Here is a 20,641-nt window from a genome sequence, read left to right as displayed (position 1 = left end):
TTTTTAAAATTACCCATTACTAACTGGTTTAAAAAATCTGTTTTACGGAATAGCAAAAATTATTTGCACTGTATTTACTGAAGATTTTTTAGTTATTAAATAACTAATAACATTGTAGAAGAAACTGGACATGATTAATAAACGTAAATCTAGGAAAAATTATTTTATTAAAAAACTATTGCCAAGACTGACAACAGCAATTATTTTAGGATGTATTTTGCAAACTCCCATAGCTACCATAAATAGGGTAATAGCCCAAAGTACAACAATTATCACAAATCAGGCTGATTATACCTATACAGATCCTGCAAATGATGAAGGTGAATTTAAAGGAAGTTCTAGTAAACTTGACTTCAATTTTAGTTCATTAGTTGACCCTCTAGGGCGGATTTTAGGTTGTGCTGGTACACTCTTACCAGACTATACAGGTTTCTCTGTTGGTGTGTATGAAGCTAACTCTAACGATCCCACAGGATCTGAGTTAGGAAATTTAGTTTCCTTAACACGGACAGAACTACCAGATATTCCTAATAATAATATTCCTGGAGGAAAAGCGCCAAATATTGAAAATAGTAATCCCTATTTTATTACCAATAATCCCGCAGGTGTTTATAATTTTCTTCTTGACCCCAACAAAGGTCAAACCCAACCAGGGAAAACTTATATTTTTGTGATTAATACCCCAGCTAATTCTATCTATAAACAACGCCGAATTAAAATTGTTATTTTAGATAGCATTGATATCGGAGGAACAGCTAACAAAGTTATTCGTTATCTTGCCACTTCTTTAGATGGACAACCCATTAGTTTAACGGGTGGAACAACAGTAGAAGCCACAACTGTTTTAGTTAATAATGCCGAACTCCAAGGACTAAACTTATTAGCTTTTGAACTAACAACAAACCTGTGTCAACCCAGTCAAGTACAGATCATCAAAACAGGCGATCGCGCAACCGCTGAACCCGGAGATACAGCCATCTATCGCGTATCACTCAAAAATCAATCAGATACAGATTTAAATAATATTATAGTCACCGACAACTTACCTTTAGGCTTTCAATTTTTACCCAAATATGTCCGGGGAGAATTAGAAGGAAACCCAGTTAGTGTTACCAGCGAAATTAACGGTAATACCATCACATTCCGCACAAACATTACTCTTTTAAGCTCAAAAATTCTCAACATTGCTTACGCTGTTCAACTCACAAATGATGCTCAAAGAGGTACAGGTCGAAATAGTGCCATTGTCAATGCACAAAGAATTGATAACAGCTTTAGTGTCAAAGATGGACCAGCAACTCACCAACTAAAAATTAGACCAGGAATAGTCAGTGATTGTGGTACTTTAATTGGTCGCGTATTCCTAGATAAAAACTTTGATGGTGAACAACAAAATGATGAACCAGGAATAGCTAACGCAGTAATTTTTCTGCAAGATGGTAATCGGATCACCACAGATCCTAATGGTTTATTTTCCGTAGCCAATGTCTTACCTGGAAGTCACACCGGAGTTCTTGATCTGAGTAGTATTCCTGGTTATGCCCTCGCTCCCAATCACAAATTCCGTGAACGTAATAGCCAATCTCGTTTAGTGCGTTTAGAACCAGGTGGTTTGGTGAGAATGAATTTTGCTGTCACCCCCATCTTTCAGGAGCAAGTAAAGAAATGAAACCACCACTGCACCATATCAAGAACCTGAAAGCTATAGGGGTAATAGCTGGTGCTTGTAGCTATCTATTTTATCCTCATGTAGTCAAAGGAGAAACCGCTAAGGACAATCCCCAGACCCATAAACCTTTAGATAATCCTACAAATATTAATGAGCAAATAACTGATCAAGAAATTGCTCTACCACCCAAAGTTACTGAATATCAGTTACCAAAAGATGTCGTGGCAAAAATTGAATCACCCACCACCTCAAACTCAGAATTTTTCCCAATAACTCCAACCCAAATAGCACAAGATGAATTTGTAAAAATTGAATCAACCACCACCGCAAACTCAGAAGTTTTGCCAACAACTTTAACCCAAATTCCACAAGATGAATTTGTAAAAATTGAATCAACCACCACCGCAAACTCAGAATTTTTCCCAACAACTTTAACCCAAATTCCACAAGATAAATTTGTAGAAATTGAATCAAACACTACTGCAAATTCAGAAGTTTTGCCAACAACTACAACCCAAATACCTGAACAAGTAGCCCCAATATCAACAGCAGTCAAAATCCTCACACCAACAGAAAATAGGATTTTTGATGTTCCAGCTACTACAGTAATATTGCAATTTCCTGTAGGTAGTCAAGTGGAATTGCGGGTCAATGATACACTAATAGACCCTTCTTTAGTAGGACGGACAGAAACTGATACAGAGACCAATTTGATTACGCAGACATGGTATGGTGTTTCTCTCCAGCCAGGAAAAAACACCCTGTCGGCACAAATAGTAGGAGCAACAACACCTCCAGACACCGTAGAGATATCAGTACGAGGAACACTCAAGCAATTAACCATAGAAACTCTAGAAGCGAATATTCCTGCTGATGGACGTTCTACTGCAACCATCAAGGGTCAACTGATTGATGAAAATGGTAATCGCTCCAACCAAGATGGTGTAGTGACTCTAGAAACCAGCGCTGGAGAATTTATTAGTGCAGATTTTAAACCCGACCAACCAGGGTTTCAGGTAGAAGCAAAAACAGGAGAATTTACCGCCCAATTACGTTCAGACTTGAAAGCCCAAACCGTGCGAATTCGCGCTTCAATTAATAATTTAGAAACCTTTACTCAATTAGAATTTGCTACAGCTTTACGTCCCAGTTTAGTGACGGGAGTCATAGATATTCGTTTAGGTGCTAGAGGGACTGATTATTATGGTAAATTGCGTGATTTTGTACCCCCAGATAAAAATAATAATACTCAATTAAATTTTCATTCACAAATATTTGCCACCGGAAATATTGGGGAATGGTTATTTACTGGAGCATATAACAGTTCCCGTCCTTTAAATGAAGATTGTAACTGTGAAAATCGTTTATTTAAAACTTATCAAGCAAATGAACAAAACTATCCTGTTTATGGTGATAGTTCCAAACTTGATGTTACTGCACCTTCTATTGATAGTGTCTATGCACGTTTAGAGCGTTCCACAGGGATTCCTGGTGTTAGCCCAGATTATTTTATGTGGGGTGATTACAACACAGAAGAATTTTCTCGCCCCTCCCAACAATATACTGCCACAACCCGTCAACTTCACGGTTTTAAAGCTAACTATAATTGGGGAAATCTACAAATTACAGGTTTTTATGGTAATAATGTCGAAAGTTTTCAACGAGATACTCTAGCCCCTGATGGTACTAGTGGTTATTATTTTCTTTCTCGGCGAATATTACTTCCTGGTAGTGAAAATGTTTTCATTGAATTAGAAGAATTAAATCGTCCAGGGACTGTTCTTAAACGTCAACAGTTGAACCGGGGTGCAGATTATGAGATTGATTATGATCGCGGAACTTTATTATTCCGTGAACCTATCCTCCGTACTGACATTGATGAATTTGGACAGGTATTAGTACGGCGGATTGTTACTACTTATCAATATGATTCACAAGACTCTAATAGTAGTATTTATGCAGGTCGTTTCCAATATAATTTGGATCGCACCCTTAATCAAGAAACTTGGATAGCAGCAACTTATTTAAAAGAAAATCAAGGTTTATATAACTTTGAACTCTATGGTGCAGATACACAAATTTCTTTAGGTAATAGTGGTAAAATAATTGGCGAATATGCCCATTCTAGTAATAGTTCTGATTTGATGGGTAGTGTCAGCAGTCAGGCTTATCGCTTGGAAGCTGAAGGCAAGATTTTTAATGGTCTTCAAGGTCGTGCTTATTATCGTTTTGCTGATACAGGTTTTGCCAATAATGCCACAGTTAGTTTTGTTCCTGGGCAAACTCGTTATGGAGCGCAACTAACCGGTAAACTGACCAATACCACTAACTTGCGGATTCAATATGATCATGAAGATAATTTTGGTATTGCACCCTTACCTTTAGACACTTTTGAAGAATTATTTTCACCTCGTTCTCAAGCTATCCCAGGGAGCAACGTTGATAACTCGTTAACAACCATTACAGCAGGTATACAACAACGTTTAGGTAAAGCTACTTTTGATGTAGATTGGATTCATCGGAATCGAAAAGATCGCATTGATAACAGTAGTGGTTTGACAAGTAATTCTGATCAGTTGCGATCGCGGTTGTCTCTTCCGATTACTAATAGTCTCACTTTCCAGGCACAAAATGAACTTACCCTTTCTGCTAGTGCTGATAATGTTTACCCTGACCGGACTATTTTAGGACTAAATTGGCGAGCTATTCCTGGAGTCAATGTCAGTTTAGCTCAACAGTTTTATAGTAGTGGTCAAGATAATGGTAAATCTATCACTAGTTTAAGTGTAAATGGCGAACATAAACTTGGTTCAGATACTACTTTAACAGGTCGTTATACCATTTTAGGTGGGGCGAATGAAATCACTACTCAAGGAGCAATTGGTTTAAATAATCGCTGGACTGTTGCCCCTGGTTTGCGGTTAAATTTAGCTTACGAACACGTGTTTGGTAGCTTTTTTGGTAATACTGGAGCAGGTCAAAAATTTGCTCAACCATTCGCCTCTGGTCAATCTGCTTCTGCCATTGGTTTTAATGGTGGTGATAGCTATAGTGTTGGGCTGGAATATAGCAATAATCCTCAGTTTCAAGCCAGCGCTCGTTATGAACATCGCACTTCTTCTAGTGGTAGGAATACAGTCATTTCTGCGGGCGCTACAGGGAAAATTTCTCCTTCTCTTACTGCTTTAGTACGCTATCAACAAGCTAATGCTGCTAACCAAAAACTATCAGGATTAGATGACACCATTAATTTAAAAATGGGTCTGGCTTACCGTGACCCTAAAAATGATAAATTTAACGCTTTATTAAGGTATGAATATCGCCAAAATCCGGCAACAATTCCTGATACAATTTTGTTAGGCAGTGGGACAGGTTCTCAAGATCATACTTTTGCCATGGAAACTATTTATGCTCCTAACTGGCAATGGGAATTTTATGGGAAATATGCACTACGAAATAGCACTTCTTATTTAGCTAATGATTTAGCTGGTACAAGTACAGTCAATTTAGCACAATTCCGGGCTACTTATCGCTTAGGATATAGTGTGGATCTGGTGGGAGAAACTCGTTGGATAGGTCAATCTAATTATTCAGAAACAGGTTTTGTAGTTGAAGCTGGCTATTATTTAACTTCTAATTTGCGCCTTTCTGCTGGCTATGTTTTTGGCAAAGTTGATGATCCTGATTTTTCTGGTACTCGTTCTGCCGGTGGTCTTTATTTGGGTCTGACTGTCAAACTCAACGAATTGTTTGATGGTTTTGGTCTGCAAAAACCCACACCGTCTCCAGCAGGAGAGTCTGTAGTTAAACCAGCAGGAGAAAAGTTAAAAATATGAAAACTAATATGAAACTGTCATTACTAAGTAGCTACTCAGAGAAATTAATTAGTAGTCTGGCCTTTATTTTATGTATTTGGGGACAAGGGATACAACCTAGCTGGGCTGAGGGCAGCAAAGAGTTAGTCTCTAATGGTGGATACAGACCTTATCTAGAATGGACTAATTTAGTCTCTGCGGGTATTCCTCGGAGAACAACCCTAAAGGTTTACGTACAAGTAGGGGAAACCGTTAATCTTGGCTCTAGCGTGCATACAAGTAGTAATGGTACTCAAGATATTGTCTATAGAAGTCCCTTTGGGGGTCAAAATGGTACTTGCGATGTTCTATCTACGGGTTTTGGATTAATTGACACCGTTGCCAAAGAAACAGCAGGGCCTTTACCCAATATCGGTGGTTACACTCCTTGTAGCTTTGTGGCCACAGAAACTGGTATTTACGAAGTTGAATTTCGTTCTCCGGTTTTCAGTCCCGGAGGTAGTAATCCTACTGTTGTTACAGTCACGAATCCATTTCCCATAAATAATAATCAACAAGGAGGAGTCGCCGCTTGGGATATTACAGTTAGAAATACAGGTGGCACTGCCCAAAAAGGGAGGGTTTTTACCAACTATATTGCGATGAATATGGGTTCAAATAACATAGGACTCAATTCCAATCTTTATATTCAAACTAAAGATGGATATAGATATGAAACTGATATGAATGGAGTCGATCCCTTTGGGTTTATCTTTTTTGCCAATAGTCGGGGATATATTGACAAAACTAATAACTCAACTCTTTACCATTCTGCTGGTGGTGCTACTAATAATGATCTGATCTTCTCTGGTAATGTGGCAGTTCAAAACCCAAGTCTGCCAGATACACTCACAGATATTACCCACTTAGTTTTTTTTAATCAACCAGACCCTTCAGCATTGATAGGACTGGGGATTCCCATAACAGCAGTTTTACCCGTAGAACCAACTTCTTTTCTATTTACTGGAGGAAATGGAGGTAGTGGCAACCAGGCACCAGTTGGGGTAGGAGGTAATTTTAGTTTCAATTCTAGTACGCCTGGCAGCTATCAAATTATTATTGATACTAACAACGACGGCATTTTTGATCCTAGTGTTGATCGCGTTTTGCAAAACCCGTCATCTGTAGGTTCTAATGTAGTGTTCTGGGATGGAAAAAATGCTAGTGGAGTCAACCTATCACCCCTCCCAGGAAATGCGCCATATAATGCCAGAATCACAGCGAGGGCAGGGGAATATCACTTTCCTATGTTAGATGCTGAGAACAATCCATCGGGGTTTAAAATCACGATGCAAAATCCCCCTGGTCCATTTAGTAATTTCCTAGATGTGAATGGACAGCCGATTGGCCCAACTACTGTTTACTACAATGACAATAACTATACTACTGCCAATGGAGTATCTGTTAACTTAAATCCCACAGGAGGACAAGTAGCTACTAATCCTCGTAATGCTGCTTTAGGAATTAATAGTGCAGCTGGAGAGCATGAATTTAGTGGTGTCTATGGTGATTTTAAAGGGATAGATACTTGGACATATTTTTCGAGTCAGGGAGTATTTACTCCTTTGGTTATTACTGCAAACCAACAAGCTAATGTTAAAGGTACTAAATCAGTGCGTTTTCTAGCGGATACTGATAATAGTGGCACAGTGACTGTGGGCGATACCATTGAATATACTATTATTTATTCCAACCTAAATCCTGGTAATAGCGATGCCATTAATTTTGTTATTAAAGATGCATTATCCCCGGAATTAACTTTTGTCAGTACGGTGATTACTGCTGTTACTCCAGGAAATAATATTACAATCAATCCTAGTTACAATGGCTCTGGTAATGTTACTAATTCTGGTACTTTACGTGTAAATGATACAATTACAATTACAATTACTGCCACAATTAATAGTTCTAATGGTGGTAATCCTATTAGTAACCAAGCAAGTGCTGATTTCAATACACCGGATAATCCCTTAGCATCAGTTGGTACTGTGTTGACAGATGCAGACTCTGCTACCGCGACTACTGATCCACCTGCTGTGAATAATTATTTTTTACAAGTTACTGACGATGGTATAAATACGGGTAACAATCCTGCTAGTAGCGCAGACGATGACCCTACCTTGTTTACAGTTACAGTTACAAGTACTCCCCAAGGGACGCTGCTATTAGTTAAACGGATTACTGGGGTTAATGGTTCAACCATGAACGATGGCAATAATCTTGGTGCTTATATTGATACTGCCAGCCCCTATGATGATAATCTCATTACTGTGATTGACCCTAATTTGCAGCCAGATACTGATCAATGGCCAACACCTCTGAGTACATCTCTAGCGGGAGAAGTCAATGGAGGTATGGTCAAACCTGGGGATGAAGTTGAATATACGATCTACTTTTTATCAATGGGACCACAGGATGCAGTTAATGTGAGTTTGTGCGATCGCATTCCTTTAAATCAAACTTACTTACCCAGTAAATACAATAATGTCAATCAGGCTACAAATGGATTACCTGGTGCAGATCGGGGCATCTTAGTACAAAAAAATAACACCTCACTGTCTTATACAAATGTTGATGATGGTGATGATGCTAGATTCTATGCTCCCGGAGAAACACTACCTTCAGTCTGTGGTACAGATCCGAATATAGAAGGGGCTATTGTAGTTAATTTAGGCACTTTGCCTGGTGTCAACACTAACGCTTTAGAAGCTTATGGTTTTGTCCGCTTTCAAGCTAAAGTGCGATAAATAGTAGCGAAGTATAGAGATTGATATTTTTTAAAGCATGACTACCATGTTTTAGGTAAGCAACGCATCCGGACAAACCCCAAATGAGAAGAAAAGCAATATTACACTTTTCTTTTGTGTTGCGTACAGAAGCGTTAGCAATCAATTCTATCAAGCTGTGAAATTAACTACTATTTGCGCCATAAAGCAAGAATTATGGCACGATGGAAAGAAGCTTGTGCAATGAAAAGCCCGAAAGCTGGTTTTAACTCTGAGGAACTTTAGCGATCGCTTTCCTCCTGGTAAACTGTAAACAAACAAAGGAATCACTTTCTGTTCCTAATCCGGCACAATCTATGAATTGTGCATGATCCAGGACTGAGAAACATATTCTTGATTGTGTTTTTCCCTCGGTACTGCTTCACCTGCCAATGAAAAACTAGATCAAGGTCTTCATCAAAGCCATAACCTGGCAAAATGTCGTTAGTTTCGCATTGTCAGCAAAATTCTTGGCGAAAGAATATTTATTATCGTCGGAATGCTTGTGTTTGGCTGCGAAATAAAGAATATATACTCCAACCTTGACTATTAAATGAATCCAGATAACTCAGAAACTTACATAAATCATCCAACGTGGGGTTTGCTATATAAGATCTGTATGGTTGATGAAAACCAAGATCTATTCACTACACTTTATGCCCAACGCTTATTTTTTTTGGTAGCAAATGACGTTAAAGGTATTAAATTTCAGTCTCTTGGCCGGACTGAAGCAAGAATGATGCTGGAAAATCGCTTACGTACTTTGCGTCGCAGTGGCAAGTCCCAGGAGTACGAGCAGCTTCAAAGTGTTTTCCAACGCACCTTCCAATGAATAGTTCTCTTCGTGAACATATTGCTAACATTCGCGTCTCACTTCCTCCTTCAGTGCGGTTGATTGCTGTCAGCAAGTTAGTACCAACCGAACTGATGCGGGATGCCTATGCCGCAGGAATTCGTGATTTTGGTGAAAGTCGTGTCCAAGAAGCTGCCAGTAAACAAATCGAGTTACAAGATTTGCCGGATATTACTTGGCACTTTATTGGCAATTTACAAAGCAATAAAGCTAAAAAAGCTTTGGAATTATTTGATTGGATACACTCCGTCGATAATCTACAGATAGCCCAGCGTTTAGATACTCTGGCGCAACAATTAGGGGTGAGTCCATTGGTTTGCCTACAAGTCAAAATTCTCCCCGATCCGAGTAAGTCTGGTTGGATGATACCAGAATTATTACCTGACTTGGAAGCACTTAACCAATGCCAGAACTTAAAAATTCAAGGTTTGATGACAATTCCGCCCCGTGGCTTGGATCATGAGGCAATTTTGAAAGTTTTTGATCGTACTCATCAACTAGCCCAAGAAATTGCATCACAGAACTGGTCAAACATAACCATGCAGCATCTATCAATGGGTATGTCAGGGGATTACGAATTAGCAGTGCAAACAGGTGCAACGATGGTAAGATTAGGAACCGTATTGTTTGGGAAACGAGGTTGACATTGTTTACGTCTAGCTTGGAGTTGGGTATCAAAAACAATGGACAAATCATATCTAAACAAATTCAGTAACTTCCGTTTGAATACGTGTCTAATGACCAGGGTATTGACAAATGTAATTAGTAAGACAGAATTGAGATTGAAATAACTTTCAGTTGCTTCTACCTTAGGATATAATTTTAACTCATTAAATGTCCACATAAGGTATAGTCCTTTTTAGAACAGTGTTTTCTTCATGAAAACCTGTACTAGAGGCTACAACCAGCAATAGAATTGCTGAAGGCAGCAGCCACTATACTGGCTACCAAAGTTTACAGCCAGATCAATTAAGGTAATTTCCACTGGGAGCGTACACAATGAACAATATATTTTCCAAACTCAGGGATTTTGTGGGGTTGAATGAGCAAGTAGAATACGAGTACTACGAAGAAGAGCCAGATACCGATGGCTACCAAAATCTGTATCAGCAAGAAAATCCTCAACCAGAACCACAAGAAACTACTGCTACCCCCAATCGACGTTGGCGCGAACCTGTGCCTACAATGGGGGATGAAGTAGCCGCAGCAGGGTCAAAGCCTATGAGTAACGTAATTGGTATGCCAGGCGCAATTAATGGAATTTCTGAAGTTTTAGTACTTGAACCACGTACTTTTGAAGAAATGCCCCAGGCAATTCAAGCATTGCGTGAGCGTAAATCGGTTGTCTTAAATTTGACAATCATGGACCCGGATCAAGCTCAACGGGCGGTTGATTTTGTTGCCGGTGGTACTTATGCTCTAGATGGACATCAAGAGCGGATTGGAGAAAGTATATTTTTGTTTACGCCCAGTTGTGTGCAAGTCAGCACTCAAGGTGGTTTTTTACATGAAGTACCACAACCAGTTGCCCGTCCTTCTCGTCCTGCAAGCACAACTTCAGCTTGGGGAAATGAAGTTAACCGGATGGCACAATAAAGAAGTTAAATTAGTCATTAGTCTTTTGCCCTTTGTTCTACCATTAGGCAAGTTGCCTTTCCGGCATTTATGTTATTTGTCGTGATCTGGATGACTAATGACCAATGACTAATGACCAATGACTATTAACGAATGACTATTAAATTTGGCTTAATTGGTGGCGGGGTGATGGGAGAAGCTCTGTTATCCCGCCTTATTGCTTTGGGGATTTATCAAGGTTCAGAAATCCTAGTTAGTGAACCTCAAGTTTCTCGGCAGAGTTTTTTGCAGCAGCAATATGATGTAGGTGTGACGACGGATAATTGCTTGGTTTTGGCTGAGGCTCAAGAAGCGGTAATGTTGGCAGTCAAGCCCCAAGTATTTAGTGCGATCGCTCAAGAATTAGCAGATATATTACCTATAGAACATTATCCCCTGATCATTTCTATCTTGGCAGGTGTGCCTTTAAAGCAGCTAGAAGCCGCCTTTCCGCAAATGCCAGTTATTCGTGCTATGCCTAATACTCCCGCTACAGTGGGCGCAGGCATAACGGCAATTTGTCTAGGTGCTTATACCCACCCCATCCACCAGCAAACAGCACAACAGATTTTTTCAGCGGTGGGAGAAGTTGTAGAAGTTCCAGAAACCCTCATGGATGCGGTGACAGGCTTATCTGGTAGTGGACCGGCTTATGTGGCGTTGATGATAGAAGCGTTATCAGATGGGGGAGTAGCCGCAGGTTTACCGAGGGTAGTAGCTAAACAATTAGCTTTGCATACGGTATTAGGAACAGCCAAACTTTTAGAAGAAACTAAATTACACCCAGCAGAACTCAAAGACAGAGTTACCAGTCCTGGTGGGACGACAATAGCCGGAGTTAGTCAATTAGAAAAAGCTGGATTTCGTTCCGCTTTAATTGAAGCTGTCAAAGCTGCTACAGTTCGTTCTCAGGAACTGGGTAAATAGGACTGGGAACTTTCTAAATTACGATCACTTTGATCTGCAAGTGCAAAGAGAAGGCTAGTATCAAGTATAACTGTCATACTTGCTCATTTCGATGTAAACTCCAACCGCGAATAGGATCAACTTCATTTGCCAGAATTTCTTCATCTCGCTCTGAAACATCCTTTTTTAGTGAATTTCCCAAGGCTGCAACTGAAAGCAAAAAGTTTGCACTGGTTTTTTGGGACTGTTGTTCAGTTGCTTTATAGCGCAGGTAATCAACAAAATTGATGAGTTCAGCGAGGGAATCTTCTGGCAATGTCTTAATTGACTCGATAATCTGCTCTCGGTTTTTGGTTAAAGTATCCATATCTTCTTTAAAGGAATGCTACTTATATTATTCATCGCTTGCGTCCCACTTTCAAGGTTTATTGTTCATTGTCAGGTAAGTGTTCGCATGAGAATAGAACATTACTTTTGTGAGACTATTATTTGCTATGAAGTCATCTAAAATTGCTTGAATTACAGGCACACTAACAGCATTACCAAACTGCTTGTATGCTGAACTATCATCTGGATGAACAATATAAGACTCTGGAAAGCCTTGTAATCTTGCACATTCACGAGGTGTTATTCTTCTGGGTCGCCCATTTTGGACTACACCCAACTTATTAGCATCTGATGATGTTAGGGTTATAGAAATACTGTCTGGATCGAGAAACTTAAACACCTCAAAAGACATATTTCCACTCACAGGATTATATCTTCCATTCATTTCTTTAAGATATTTTTTGTCAATGAGTGAATTAATAATATTTTCTATATTTTGATGATCAAAAAATGTCTTGATTTGTTCTAGAGTTAAGCTTTTACCATCTTGATGAACACCAAATTCTTTATGCCTTCTATGGGATATTAAGGCATCCATAAAATCACGTTCATCCTTTGTACACTTGCCTTTAATACCTAAATGCCAAGAATGGATAGAATTGCCCCCACGAAAGTCAATAAGACGAACACCATGAAGCTTTTCAAATTGACCATTTACAGCATCAAAAAGTTGCTGTTCAAATTTTTGTGAGAGATAATAATTTTCAGAAACTTTTTTTTCTAGAATATCTTTAACCTTAACAACTGTATAACTATCAGCAAAAAGACTTAGCTGATATAGCTGTTCCTTAAAAGTATGGGAGTCAGTAGCACCTCTATCTGACATAAGTTTAATTACTGGCTTTTTCCCAAGTAGCCCTAGTATATATATACGAACACGATTCTGCGGTACACCAAAGTTACTACTGTTGAGTAAAAGATAATGAACACCGTAACCAAGTTGTTCTAAAGTATGAATAATTGTTTTAAAGGTTCTACCCTGATCATGTGTTGTTAAACCACGGACATTTTCAAGCAGAAAACCTTGTGGTTTATGAATTTTTAGTAGTCTTTCAATTTCAAAAAAGAGCGTGCCTCTTGTATCTCCAAAGCCTTGTTGTTTACCAGCGTAAGAGAAAGATTGGCAGGGAAAACCAGCAAGCATAAAATCAAATTCAGGTATTAGATCAATTTCTCGGATGTCTCCAGTAGGTTGATCATCAAAGTTTAGTCTATAAGTTTCAATAGCTTTTTTATCAATTTCAGAGCTAAGTACACATTGAGATTCTATTCCCAAAACATCACACGCCTGCTGAAAACCGAGGCGCATTCCACCAATACCAGCAAAAAGATCAATAAAACGAATCATGACAAACTCTCACGCAAAAAATCAACTAAAACATCAAACTCACTATCAGAATAAGCAACTGTACAATCGCTATGCTGGCAAATTGTAGAGATAGCAGCAGAGCGTTCAAAATTTCCAGCCCCATCAATTACATAAGCTATTTTGTGACCAGCAGTGTTCATAAGAGCTTGCCTTTCAGATGCCTGTGCTGCTTTTCTTTCTATTGTGCTGTTGGTGGTTACTTGAAAACTAACTTCAATTCCAACCTTTGTACCTGCTTTTGTGACAACTACATCAAAAGGCATTCCAGTGGTTTTACCATAACCCTGCAATATAATTGACCCATTGCTGGTAATATTAAATTCATCTCCCAATTTTTCTTTTAGGTACTCGACAATATAACGTTGTGCTAATTGTCCTAATGAATTGGCATTTGCACCGCGTGTTATTTGACTAACAACTATATAGTTTTGCTTTATATGATGTTCTAATGCAACCTCATCACCAAGTAAAGAACCAAGAATACAGACATCTAAGCCAGCATAATCTGAAACTTCAGACGTACTGGCATAAAGCAAAATCATAGTCATGTCACGTTTAAGTCCGTCAAATGGTTTATCCAATTGCAGCCCCTTTCCATCAATATTCAGCTTTTTATTATCTAATTCGCCTTTGACGGGCATTGACTCAAAAACATATTGGTAATTTGCCCCTTTCCAGACATAATCCATTACTGGTTTAGCGGCCTGATCTCTTTTAGTAAAAATATTTGTGAAACTTTTTCCTAGCTTTTTCATGGGTTCACCACCATAGTCTGAAATGACGACTAAGTGCTTTAGGAATAAGTTTGCGGGAAACTTCGCTGCTTCCACAAGGTCGAAGACTTGTGTAGGAGTCTTTTTGCTCAATTGTAAAATTGAAATGAAATCGTCTTGTGTTTCAAGTAATCTAGGAATAATACTTATCGTTGCATTTTTATCCTTTAAATTTTCAGGCCACCACATTGCGGCGTAGGACTGTAAAGTAATGATGTCTCTAGCGTAATTCGTCATATAATAATACAATTTTTTGACTGTACATGACAGGCATTTTAGCTTTTGACAAGAGAATAAGCAAAAATTGTTATTGTGTTTTTGGAGGTTATCAAAAACGGAAATTATGAAGGTCGAAATTGGGAACTTAGCAGTGACGATATAAATATAAATACTGTAACAAAAATCCACCATGCAAGGACTAGCCGTTACTGAGACTATCACCACGATCGCAGAAGCAGAAAAAAGATTTGGCTTGAGTCGCAGTCAAGCTCAGGATTTTTTTACAGAATGGCATGATCAATTACCTGAGATTAACGCTAATGACTGCACCAACCTAGAAATTTTATGGAAGCGTTATATTTATCACCGTTCAGGCGGATATTTACTGGAAAGTACGGTGATGCTATTACTCGTTTCTCCATTGCTGACCGTTGCTGGTTTATACGATCCACCTTTTCGCATCAGAGCTGAAGAATCTGTGCAGATAACAGTAGCTGATAGCGAAGAAACTCTACAGGGTCGAATAGATGTGCTGGTATTAAGCGATCGCCTTTGGATAATAGTTTTAGAATCAAAAAAAACCATGTTATCAGTTTGGTCAGCATTGCCCCAAACTCTGGCTTACTTGATGGCCAGTCCAAATGTTGATGTGCCTAATTTTGGAATGCTAACCAATGGTGACGATATTGTGTTTGTCAAGCTAGAAAATAAACACTATGCTATCTCACGAGTATTTGCCCCTCTGACTAGCCAAAGCGAATTAGAAAGTGCTTGTCGAGTCCTACGCAAAATTGCAGAAACAGTAAAATAATTAAAAAAGACTAAGTAATTACTCCACAACTCAGCTTTAGCTGTCAACGTAGCAAATCACTAATCAGGTTATGATAGTAGATAGTCTGGTTGCTAATGATGATTGAGTGAACTATCCTGTCCCATCTTCAGAAATTGACTTAGGGTCAATATTTCCCTTTGAACTGGATCAATTCCAGCTAGATGCGATCGCCTCCTTGAATGCTGGACGCTCCGTAGTCGTCTGTGCGCCCACGGGTTCAGGTAAAACATTAATTGGGGAATACGCCATTTATCGCGCCCTGGCGCGGGGGAAACGTGTGTTTTACACCACTCCCCTCAAAGCGTTATCGAATCAAAAATTACGTGACTTTCGAGAAAAATTCGGGTTTGAACAGGTCGGACTATTAACAGGTGATGCTTCCATCAATAGGGATGCACCTATTTTGGTCATGACCACCGAAATTTTTCGCAATATGCTCTATGGCACACCCATTGGGCAAATCGGTATTTCTTTAGTAGACGTTGAGGCAGTGGTGCTAGATGAGTGCCACTACATGAACGATCGCCAACGAGGTACAGTTTGGGAAGAATCTATTATCTACTGTCCCCGTGAAGTGCAACTAGTCGCCCTTTCGGCCACAGTTGCCAACAGTGACCAACTTACCGACTGGCTGAATCGTGTTCATGGACCCACAGACCTCATTTACTCCGATTTTCGCCCAGTTCCCTTAGAATTTCACTATTGCAATCCCAAAGGGCTGTTTCCCCTGCTCAATGACAGCAATACAAAAATTAACCCCCGCCTCATTAAACGTGGTAAAAAAGGCAAACCAGAAAAGGGCAGAGGTGGTAGACCAGAAGCGCCTAGTATCATATATACCCTCAGTCAACTAGAGCAGCGGGATATGCTCCCAGCTATTTATTTCATCTTCAGCCGTCGGGGATGTGATAAAGCCGTAGCTGAAGTAGGTGATTTATGGCTAGTAAATAATGACGAATCCCAAATATTACGACGGCAAATTGACGATTTTCTCAACCGCAACCCTGACGCTGGACGTTCTGGACAAATTGCCCCCCTGTACCGGGGTGTTGCTGCCCACCATGCCGGGATTTTACCAGCATGGAAAGGGTTAGTCGAAGAACTATTTCAACAGGGATTAATTAAAGTCGTCTTTGCTACCGAAACCCTCGCAGCGGGAATTAATATGCCCGCCCGGACAACAGTTATTTCCACCCTTTCCAAGCGTACTGACAACGGACACCGCCTGTTGAAAGCTTCCGAATTCCTGCAAATGTCAGGCCGGGCTGGTCGCCGGGGCATGGATTTACAAGGTTATGTGGTGACAGTACAAACACCCTTTGAAGGGGCAAAAGAAGCAGCCTATTTGGCTACATCTCCAGCAGATCCTCTCGTGAGTCAGTTTACACCTAGCTATGGGATGGTGCTGAATCTACTGCAAACCCACACCTTAGAACGAGCCAGAGAACTGATAGAACGCAGTTTTGGGCAGTACATGGCGACCTTGCATTTAAGACCTGAGTACGACGAAATTGGGGAAATAGAGGCAGAATTAGCTAAACTCCAGGCAGAATTAGCTGAAATTGATGAAAATGAATTGGCGCTATATGAAAAATTACGGCAACGCCTGAAAGTAGAACGCCATATATTCAAAACCCTGCAAGAACAAGCACAGGCAGACAGACAAGAACAACTGTCGATGATGTTGGATTTTGCCATATCTGGGACAATGTTGAGTCTTAATGACAAAAACATGACAGCAACTTTACCCATAACAGCGATATTAGTGGGGAAGGCAACCAGTCCTGGTCAAACTTCTTATTTCGTCTGTTTAGGGAAAGATAACCGCTGGTATGTGGCCACAACTGCCGATGTAGTTGATTTATATGCTGAATTACCAAGGGTTGAGGTATCGCCCGATATCTTACCACCTTCAGAATTGGCTATAAAACGGGGACAGTGTGTTAGTGGTAGCGAAGAAACATTAGCGATCGCACAAAGCATACCCGATCCCGGCGAGTTTATGTATATGCCTCCAGAAGTATCTGAACAACTCAGCCGCGTTAACGCCGTTCAAGCACAATTAGAAAATCACCCCTTACATCAATCAGGGAATGTGGGAACTATCTTTAAACGCAGAGCGCGTTGTGTGGAATTAGAAGCAGAATTAGAAGAGGTGCAAGGGCAAGTAGAACAACAGTCCCAAAGACATTGGGAAGAATTTCTGAATTTAATTCACATCTTGCAGCAATTTGGCGGGTTAGAGAACTTAGTACCCACACAATTGGGACAAATGGCCGCCGCTATTCGGGGTGAAAATGAATTGTGGTTAGGTTTAGTCATCGCTAGTGGCGAACTAGATAATTTAGATCCCCATCATTTAGCTGCTGCTGCTGCGGCTTTAGTGACAGAAACCCCACGCCCAGATAGCAAAGTGCGCTTTGACCTCAGTAATGAAGTCGCAGATGCTTTGGCAAAATTGCGCGGAATTCGTCGCCAATTATTCCAAATACAACGACGCTATAATGTTGCCCTACCTATTTGGTTAGAGTTTGAATTAATTGCCATTGTCGAACAGTGGGCATTAGGAAAAGAATGGGTAGAACTATGTGCAAACACCACTTTGGATGAAGGTGATGTAGTCAGGCTATTACGCCGGACATTGGATTTATTATCCCAAATTCCTCATGTTCCCTATGTGCAAGACTCTTTGCGGCGAAACGCTCAACGGGCTATGCAGCTAATTGATAGGTTCCCTGTCAATGAGGGAACGGAATAATTAAGCAGGTTAGAGTTAAAAATTGTCGTTAGGATCAGGCAGGGGGCAGGGAGCAGGGGGAGAAAAAGTCATTTTGATTCCAGAAATTGAATAATTTATTTTTCGGAGTTCCCTTAATCAGTTGCAAAATAAATTGCATAATTGGGCAAGGGAATATATGAATTTATCCATACGCTAAAGAAAAAGGTATGAAAGTTTCAAATTCCGTTAACGTATTAGTGAGTTTATATTGCCATTTTCCTGATTGATCTTGTTTCCAAAAACAGAAGGGCTTAGAGAGAATATTTCCATAATTATTCAATTGTTGTAAATACTCTTGGGGGGTAATTCCTGCCTTTTTAGCAGCTTTAATGATAATTTTAGCAATTGCAAAGTTATTTTTATAATCTACATAGTTTAAAATAAAAGTAGTTTCACCAAGGCTAACTTCCAAATCTTCACTATAAGGAAAAAAATCTTCAGTTCGCCAATAAGTCAGTCCTTGAATTTCTTGTTTAAGAGATATTAGATCAGTGATATTTGGCTCTATATACATAATTTAGAACTCCTAATTTTTGGTTTGCACAAAAAATTATTCTTTTTGTTTTTGGCGCTATGTAAAAACGTTCAATACAATATCTCTACATGGGAATTAGCTAATGATAATTAGCTTTGCAAAAGCCCTAGAATACTTGATGGTGCAGCTGATAGTTTCCGTAATTTTGCCGCTTTTATAGCCTTTTCTGTTTGCTGAACTCGATAAGTCTATCTCATAAAATTTAGGATTAAGTATATTTTAGGTTAAGGTTTGGTAAAAAACATGGGTAGTCAATAAAAATTACTTTTACATCTTATTTGTATTTGTGATTTATCCAATCAACAATACAGACTTAAAAATGTGAGACTAATTTTGTCCAGTTACTTAAAATCCCCTCATTGATTTTATTTTTTCTGGGATATGTTCAACTGAGTTCTCTAGAGATAAAATCTAGATTCCGGTTTTTCACTCTTTTTATAAAAAAATAATAGTACTTTTAACCCTAAAAAATCAGGGTTATTTCTTTGTTCTCTATTCCCAACCCGAAGGTCAGAAATCCCCACGTCTTCAAACTGGGGAAGCTTAATCTTTATTTGCATTTTCCGTGCTATTCAGTAATCTCAAAATGGAAGTATACAAAAATACGGTCGCGATTTCGATGCTTTCACTTCTTAAAGCTGTACCTTTACCAACTTTTTTGGTTGTAAATAGAATATAATTTGTACCTAATTTATAGAATTTTTTCTAGTTTGTATCATATAACCAGAGATTTAGTGTTAATTTATACGATTTTAAATTTGGACAGTCGTTATACTCATTCCAAAGGTTCTACCTGGGAATTGATGAAGTGGCCAAGCCACTTCATTTTTATTGCCAAAAAGTTGATCTTTCAATCATTGACTAGCTCATCATTCCATTTGTCGCGGGTTTCCCGTTTGTCTATATCTCGTGTTTCACCATCACGTGATAACTCATCTGAGCGAGGGTATCGCTCTAAGTTCCAAGTTCCCCATTTCAGAGGTTTCTGTCTTTCCAGGTGGTTGATAAATTGCATAATTGATTGGTCAGTCTGGATAGGAGTTTTTAAATTAAACTGAATCGTGTCAAAAATTTTACTGTCATTCTTAATAAAGTACTGAGAAAAAATTTTCGTCAGCCACAGCAAAAATTTATTGTACAACCTCCCAAAAATACTTAGCCTTTTTTTAGTAATAAAAATTGCCTGTCCTTCAGCTTTTCCACCTTCAATGAGGCGCAAGCTAAACATAATATAGAAATGAAGGAATTCGGGTCCAATTGTCACCATCCCAGTAGTTCCGTACCAATAACAAAGACTATAAGTAACAGGATTTTTATAGGAGGGATAGATCAGTTTAATCAAAAAAGATTCTAAACTTTCCTGTGTATTACTGCTGAAAGTAATCGCATTTTCATTCAGTTCCTGTTTTTCAAAATTAAATTTTGATGGCAGCTTGTGAACTGTATTGAAGTGTTGAGCATCAATAGCATTGATCATCACTACATTAGGGTGACAGTTAGTTATAAAATGCGCCCCAAAAGTGCTTTCACAATCATCAATTTCTAACTCTGGAATAAAGGGTAAAGGTTGTTGTGGTGTTTCTCCAGTCCACACCCAAATCATTCCATACTTTTCGGCAGTAGGCCAAGTTTTTGCCTTAACAGGAAGCGGCTCATCTAAACAAGGAATATGAACACAAAAACCTTCAGAGTCATATTGCCAATGGTGAAAAAAACATCGTAGTTCATTACCCTCAACTTTGCCTTCAGCCAGATGAGCGCCCATGTGTGGACAGTAAGCATCAAAGATAGCTGCTCGTCTATCTTGACCACGATAAATAACTAGTTCTCTCCCCAAAATTGTTACAGGTTTTACTTCACCAACCCGTAACTTTCGAGAAGGTATTACCCAATACCATCCTTCAATAAAACGCTCTGGGTTATTGAAAGTTTTAAGTTTCCGGGGGTAGCTCACGTTCTCAGCGTTGACATTCATTTTAGGGTTTCACTTGCGGTGAAGCGGTTAATTTAGAGATATCATGTCAAGCTGATCAAAACAGTTATTTTCAGTACTAGGAGAATCATTTAAGCAAATAATTTTTAAAAG

General features: G+C 39.2%; 14 protein-coding genes. 9 read left to right on the top strand and 5 right to left on the bottom strand.

Annotated elements, in window-relative coordinates:
* Positions 1-130: 130 nt before the first annotated feature.
* From ACSQ6I_RS25140 to proC, 7 genes are all read left to right on the top strand, one after another.
* Positions 131-1,669 carry a hypothetical protein gene (locus tag ACSQ6I_RS25140; protein ID WP_438892961.1) on the top strand — a complete coding sequence of 513 codons (1,539 nt, stop codon included), beginning with the start codon at positions 131-133 and terminating at the stop codon, positions 1,667-1,669.
* Positions 1,666-5,505, top strand: a complete 3,840-nt coding sequence (locus ACSQ6I_RS25135; RefSeq protein ID WP_438892960.1) for a TonB-dependent receptor — start codon at positions 1,666-1,668, stop codon at positions 5,503-5,505. The genes ACSQ6I_RS25140 and ACSQ6I_RS25135 overlap by 4 nt, the downstream gene beginning before the upstream one ends.
* Positions 5,502-8,270 carry an isopeptide-forming domain-containing fimbrial protein gene (locus tag ACSQ6I_RS25130; RefSeq protein WP_438892959.1) on the top strand — a complete coding sequence of 923 codons (2,769 nt, stop codon included), beginning with the start codon at positions 5,502-5,504 and terminating at the stop codon, positions 8,268-8,270. The genes ACSQ6I_RS25135 and ACSQ6I_RS25130 overlap by 4 nt, the downstream gene beginning before the upstream one ends.
* Before the next feature lie 571 nt (positions 8,271-8,841).
* Positions 8,842-9,120, top strand: coding sequence for a transcriptional coactivator PipX (gene pipX, locus ACSQ6I_RS25125; RefSeq protein WP_438892958.1), 279 nt, complete (start codon positions 8,842-8,844; stop codon positions 9,118-9,120).
* On the top strand, positions 9,117-9,785 hold the full coding sequence (locus ACSQ6I_RS25120; RefSeq protein ID WP_438892957.1) for a YggS family pyridoxal phosphate-dependent enzyme: 669 nt from the start codon (positions 9,117-9,119) through the stop codon (positions 9,783-9,785). Before pipX ends, ACSQ6I_RS25120 begins: the two co-directional genes overlap by 4 nt.
* A gap of 355 nt (positions 9,786-10,140) precedes the next feature.
* Positions 10,141-10,737: a cell division protein SepF gene (locus tag ACSQ6I_RS25115; RefSeq protein WP_438892956.1), complete on the top strand. Its 597-nt coding sequence runs from the start codon at positions 10,141-10,143 to the stop codon at positions 10,735-10,737.
* Positions 10,738-10,869: 132 nt separating this feature from the next.
* Positions 10,870-11,682 (top strand): pyrroline-5-carboxylate reductase, encoded by an 813-nt coding sequence (gene proC, locus ACSQ6I_RS25110; RefSeq protein WP_438892955.1) that lies wholly within the window; start codon positions 10,870-10,872, stop codon positions 11,680-11,682.
* Positions 11,683-11,755: 73 nt separating this feature from the next.
* Here proC and ACSQ6I_RS25105 read toward each other — a convergent pair whose 3' ends face one another.
* From ACSQ6I_RS25105 to ACSQ6I_RS25095, 3 genes are read right to left on the bottom strand one after another with little or no spacing between them, the layout of a single operon-like run.
* The gene (locus tag ACSQ6I_RS25105) at positions 11,756-12,028 is read right to left on the bottom strand and encodes a DUF2281 domain-containing protein (RefSeq protein ID WP_438892954.1); all 273 of its coding nucleotides are present in this window, start codon (positions 12,026-12,028) and stop codon (positions 11,756-11,758) included.
* 51 nt (positions 12,029-12,079) lie between these two features.
* A complete protein-coding gene (locus tag ACSQ6I_RS25100) occupies positions 12,080-13,396 on the bottom strand; it encodes a DNA cytosine methyltransferase (RefSeq protein ID WP_438892953.1) in 1,317 nt (438 codons plus the stop codon).
* Positions 13,393-14,427 carry a restriction endonuclease gene (locus tag ACSQ6I_RS25095; protein ID WP_438892952.1) on the bottom strand — a complete coding sequence of 345 codons (1,035 nt, stop codon included), beginning with the start codon at positions 14,425-14,427 and terminating at the stop codon, positions 13,393-13,395. Before ACSQ6I_RS25095 ends, ACSQ6I_RS25100 begins: the two co-directional genes overlap by 4 nt.
* A gap of 172 nt (positions 14,428-14,599) precedes the next feature.
* On the opposite strand from ACSQ6I_RS25095, the gene ACSQ6I_RS25090 reads away from it, so the two are divergent.
* Both ACSQ6I_RS25090 and ACSQ6I_RS25085 read left to right on the top strand, forming a co-directional pair.
* Positions 14,600-15,220 (top strand): type I restriction endonuclease, encoded by a 621-nt coding sequence (locus tag ACSQ6I_RS25090; RefSeq protein WP_438892951.1) that lies wholly within the window; start codon positions 14,600-14,602, stop codon positions 15,218-15,220.
* 106 nt (positions 15,221-15,326) lie between these two features.
* Entirely contained in the window at positions 15,327-17,999 is a 2,673-nt protein-coding gene (locus ACSQ6I_RS25085; protein WP_438892950.1) for a DEAD/DEAH box helicase, read from the top strand.
* A 163-nt stretch (positions 18,000-18,162) separates the two neighbouring features.
* Here ACSQ6I_RS25085 and ACSQ6I_RS25080 read toward each other — a convergent pair whose 3' ends face one another.
* Both ACSQ6I_RS25080 and ACSQ6I_RS25075 read right to left on the bottom strand, forming a co-directional pair.
* Positions 18,163-18,534, bottom strand: coding sequence for a hypothetical protein (locus tag ACSQ6I_RS25080; RefSeq protein WP_438892949.1), 372 nt, complete (start codon positions 18,532-18,534; stop codon positions 18,163-18,165).
* A gap of 871 nt (positions 18,535-19,405) precedes the next feature.
* Positions 19,406-20,530: an aromatic ring-hydroxylating dioxygenase subunit alpha gene (locus ACSQ6I_RS25075; protein WP_438892948.1), complete on the bottom strand. Its 1,125-nt coding sequence runs from the start codon at positions 20,528-20,530 to the stop codon at positions 19,406-19,408.
* Between the last annotated feature and the right edge of the window lie 111 nt (positions 20,531-20,641).

The organism is Anabaena sp. WFMT (assembly GCF_051781005.1).
Taxonomy (GTDB): Bacteria; Cyanobacteriota; Cyanobacteriia; order Cyanobacteriales; family Nostocaceae; genus Anabaena.
Note: the sequence above shows the minus strand (reverse complement) of the source record. Positions and strands in the feature narration are given on the sequence as shown.

What these genes read in the sequence shown, in the direction of transcription:
- pipX (WP_438892958.1), top strand. Translation starts at nt 8,842, where the DNA reads ATGAATCCAGATAACTCAGAAACTTACATAAATCATCCAACGTGGGGT.
- ACSQ6I_RS25135 (WP_438892960.1), top strand. Translation starts at nt 1,666, where the DNA reads ATGAAACCACCACTGCACCATATCAAGAACCTGAAAGCTATAGGGGTA.
- ACSQ6I_RS25120 (WP_438892957.1), top strand. Translation starts at nt 9,117, where the DNA reads ATGAATAGTTCTCTTCGTGAACATATTGCTAACATTCGCGTCTCACTT.
- proC (WP_438892955.1), top strand. Translation starts at nt 10,870, where the DNA reads ATGACTATTAAATTTGGCTTAATTGGTGGCGGGGTGATGGGAGAAGCT.
- ACSQ6I_RS25075 (WP_438892948.1), bottom strand. Translation starts at nt 20,530, where the DNA reads ATGAATGTCAACGCTGAGAACGTGAGCTACCCCCGGAAACTTAAAACT.
- ACSQ6I_RS25090 (WP_438892951.1), top strand. Translation starts at nt 14,600, where the DNA reads ATGCAAGGACTAGCCGTTACTGAGACTATCACCACGATCGCAGAAGCA.
- ACSQ6I_RS25115 (WP_438892956.1), top strand. Translation starts at nt 10,141, where the DNA reads ATGAACAATATATTTTCCAAACTCAGGGATTTTGTGGGGTTGAATGAG.
- ACSQ6I_RS25095 (WP_438892952.1), bottom strand. Translation starts at nt 14,427, where the DNA reads ATGACGAATTACGCTAGAGACATCATTACTTTACAGTCCTACGCCGCA.
- ACSQ6I_RS25100 (WP_438892953.1), bottom strand. Translation starts at nt 13,396, where the DNA reads ATGATTCGTTTTATTGATCTTTTTGCTGGTATTGGTGGAATGCGCCTC.
- ACSQ6I_RS25130 (WP_438892959.1), top strand. Translation starts at nt 5,502, where the DNA reads ATGAAAACTAATATGAAACTGTCATTACTAAGTAGCTACTCAGAGAAA.
- ACSQ6I_RS25105 (WP_438892954.1), bottom strand. Translation starts at nt 12,028, where the DNA reads ATGGATACTTTAACCAAAAACCGAGAGCAGATTATCGAGTCAATTAAG.
- ACSQ6I_RS25080 (WP_438892949.1), bottom strand. Translation starts at nt 18,534, where the DNA reads ATGTATATAGAGCCAAATATCACTGATCTAATATCTCTTAAACAAGAA.
- ACSQ6I_RS25140 (WP_438892961.1), top strand. Translation starts at nt 131, where the DNA reads ATGATTAATAAACGTAAATCTAGGAAAAATTATTTTATTAAAAAACTA.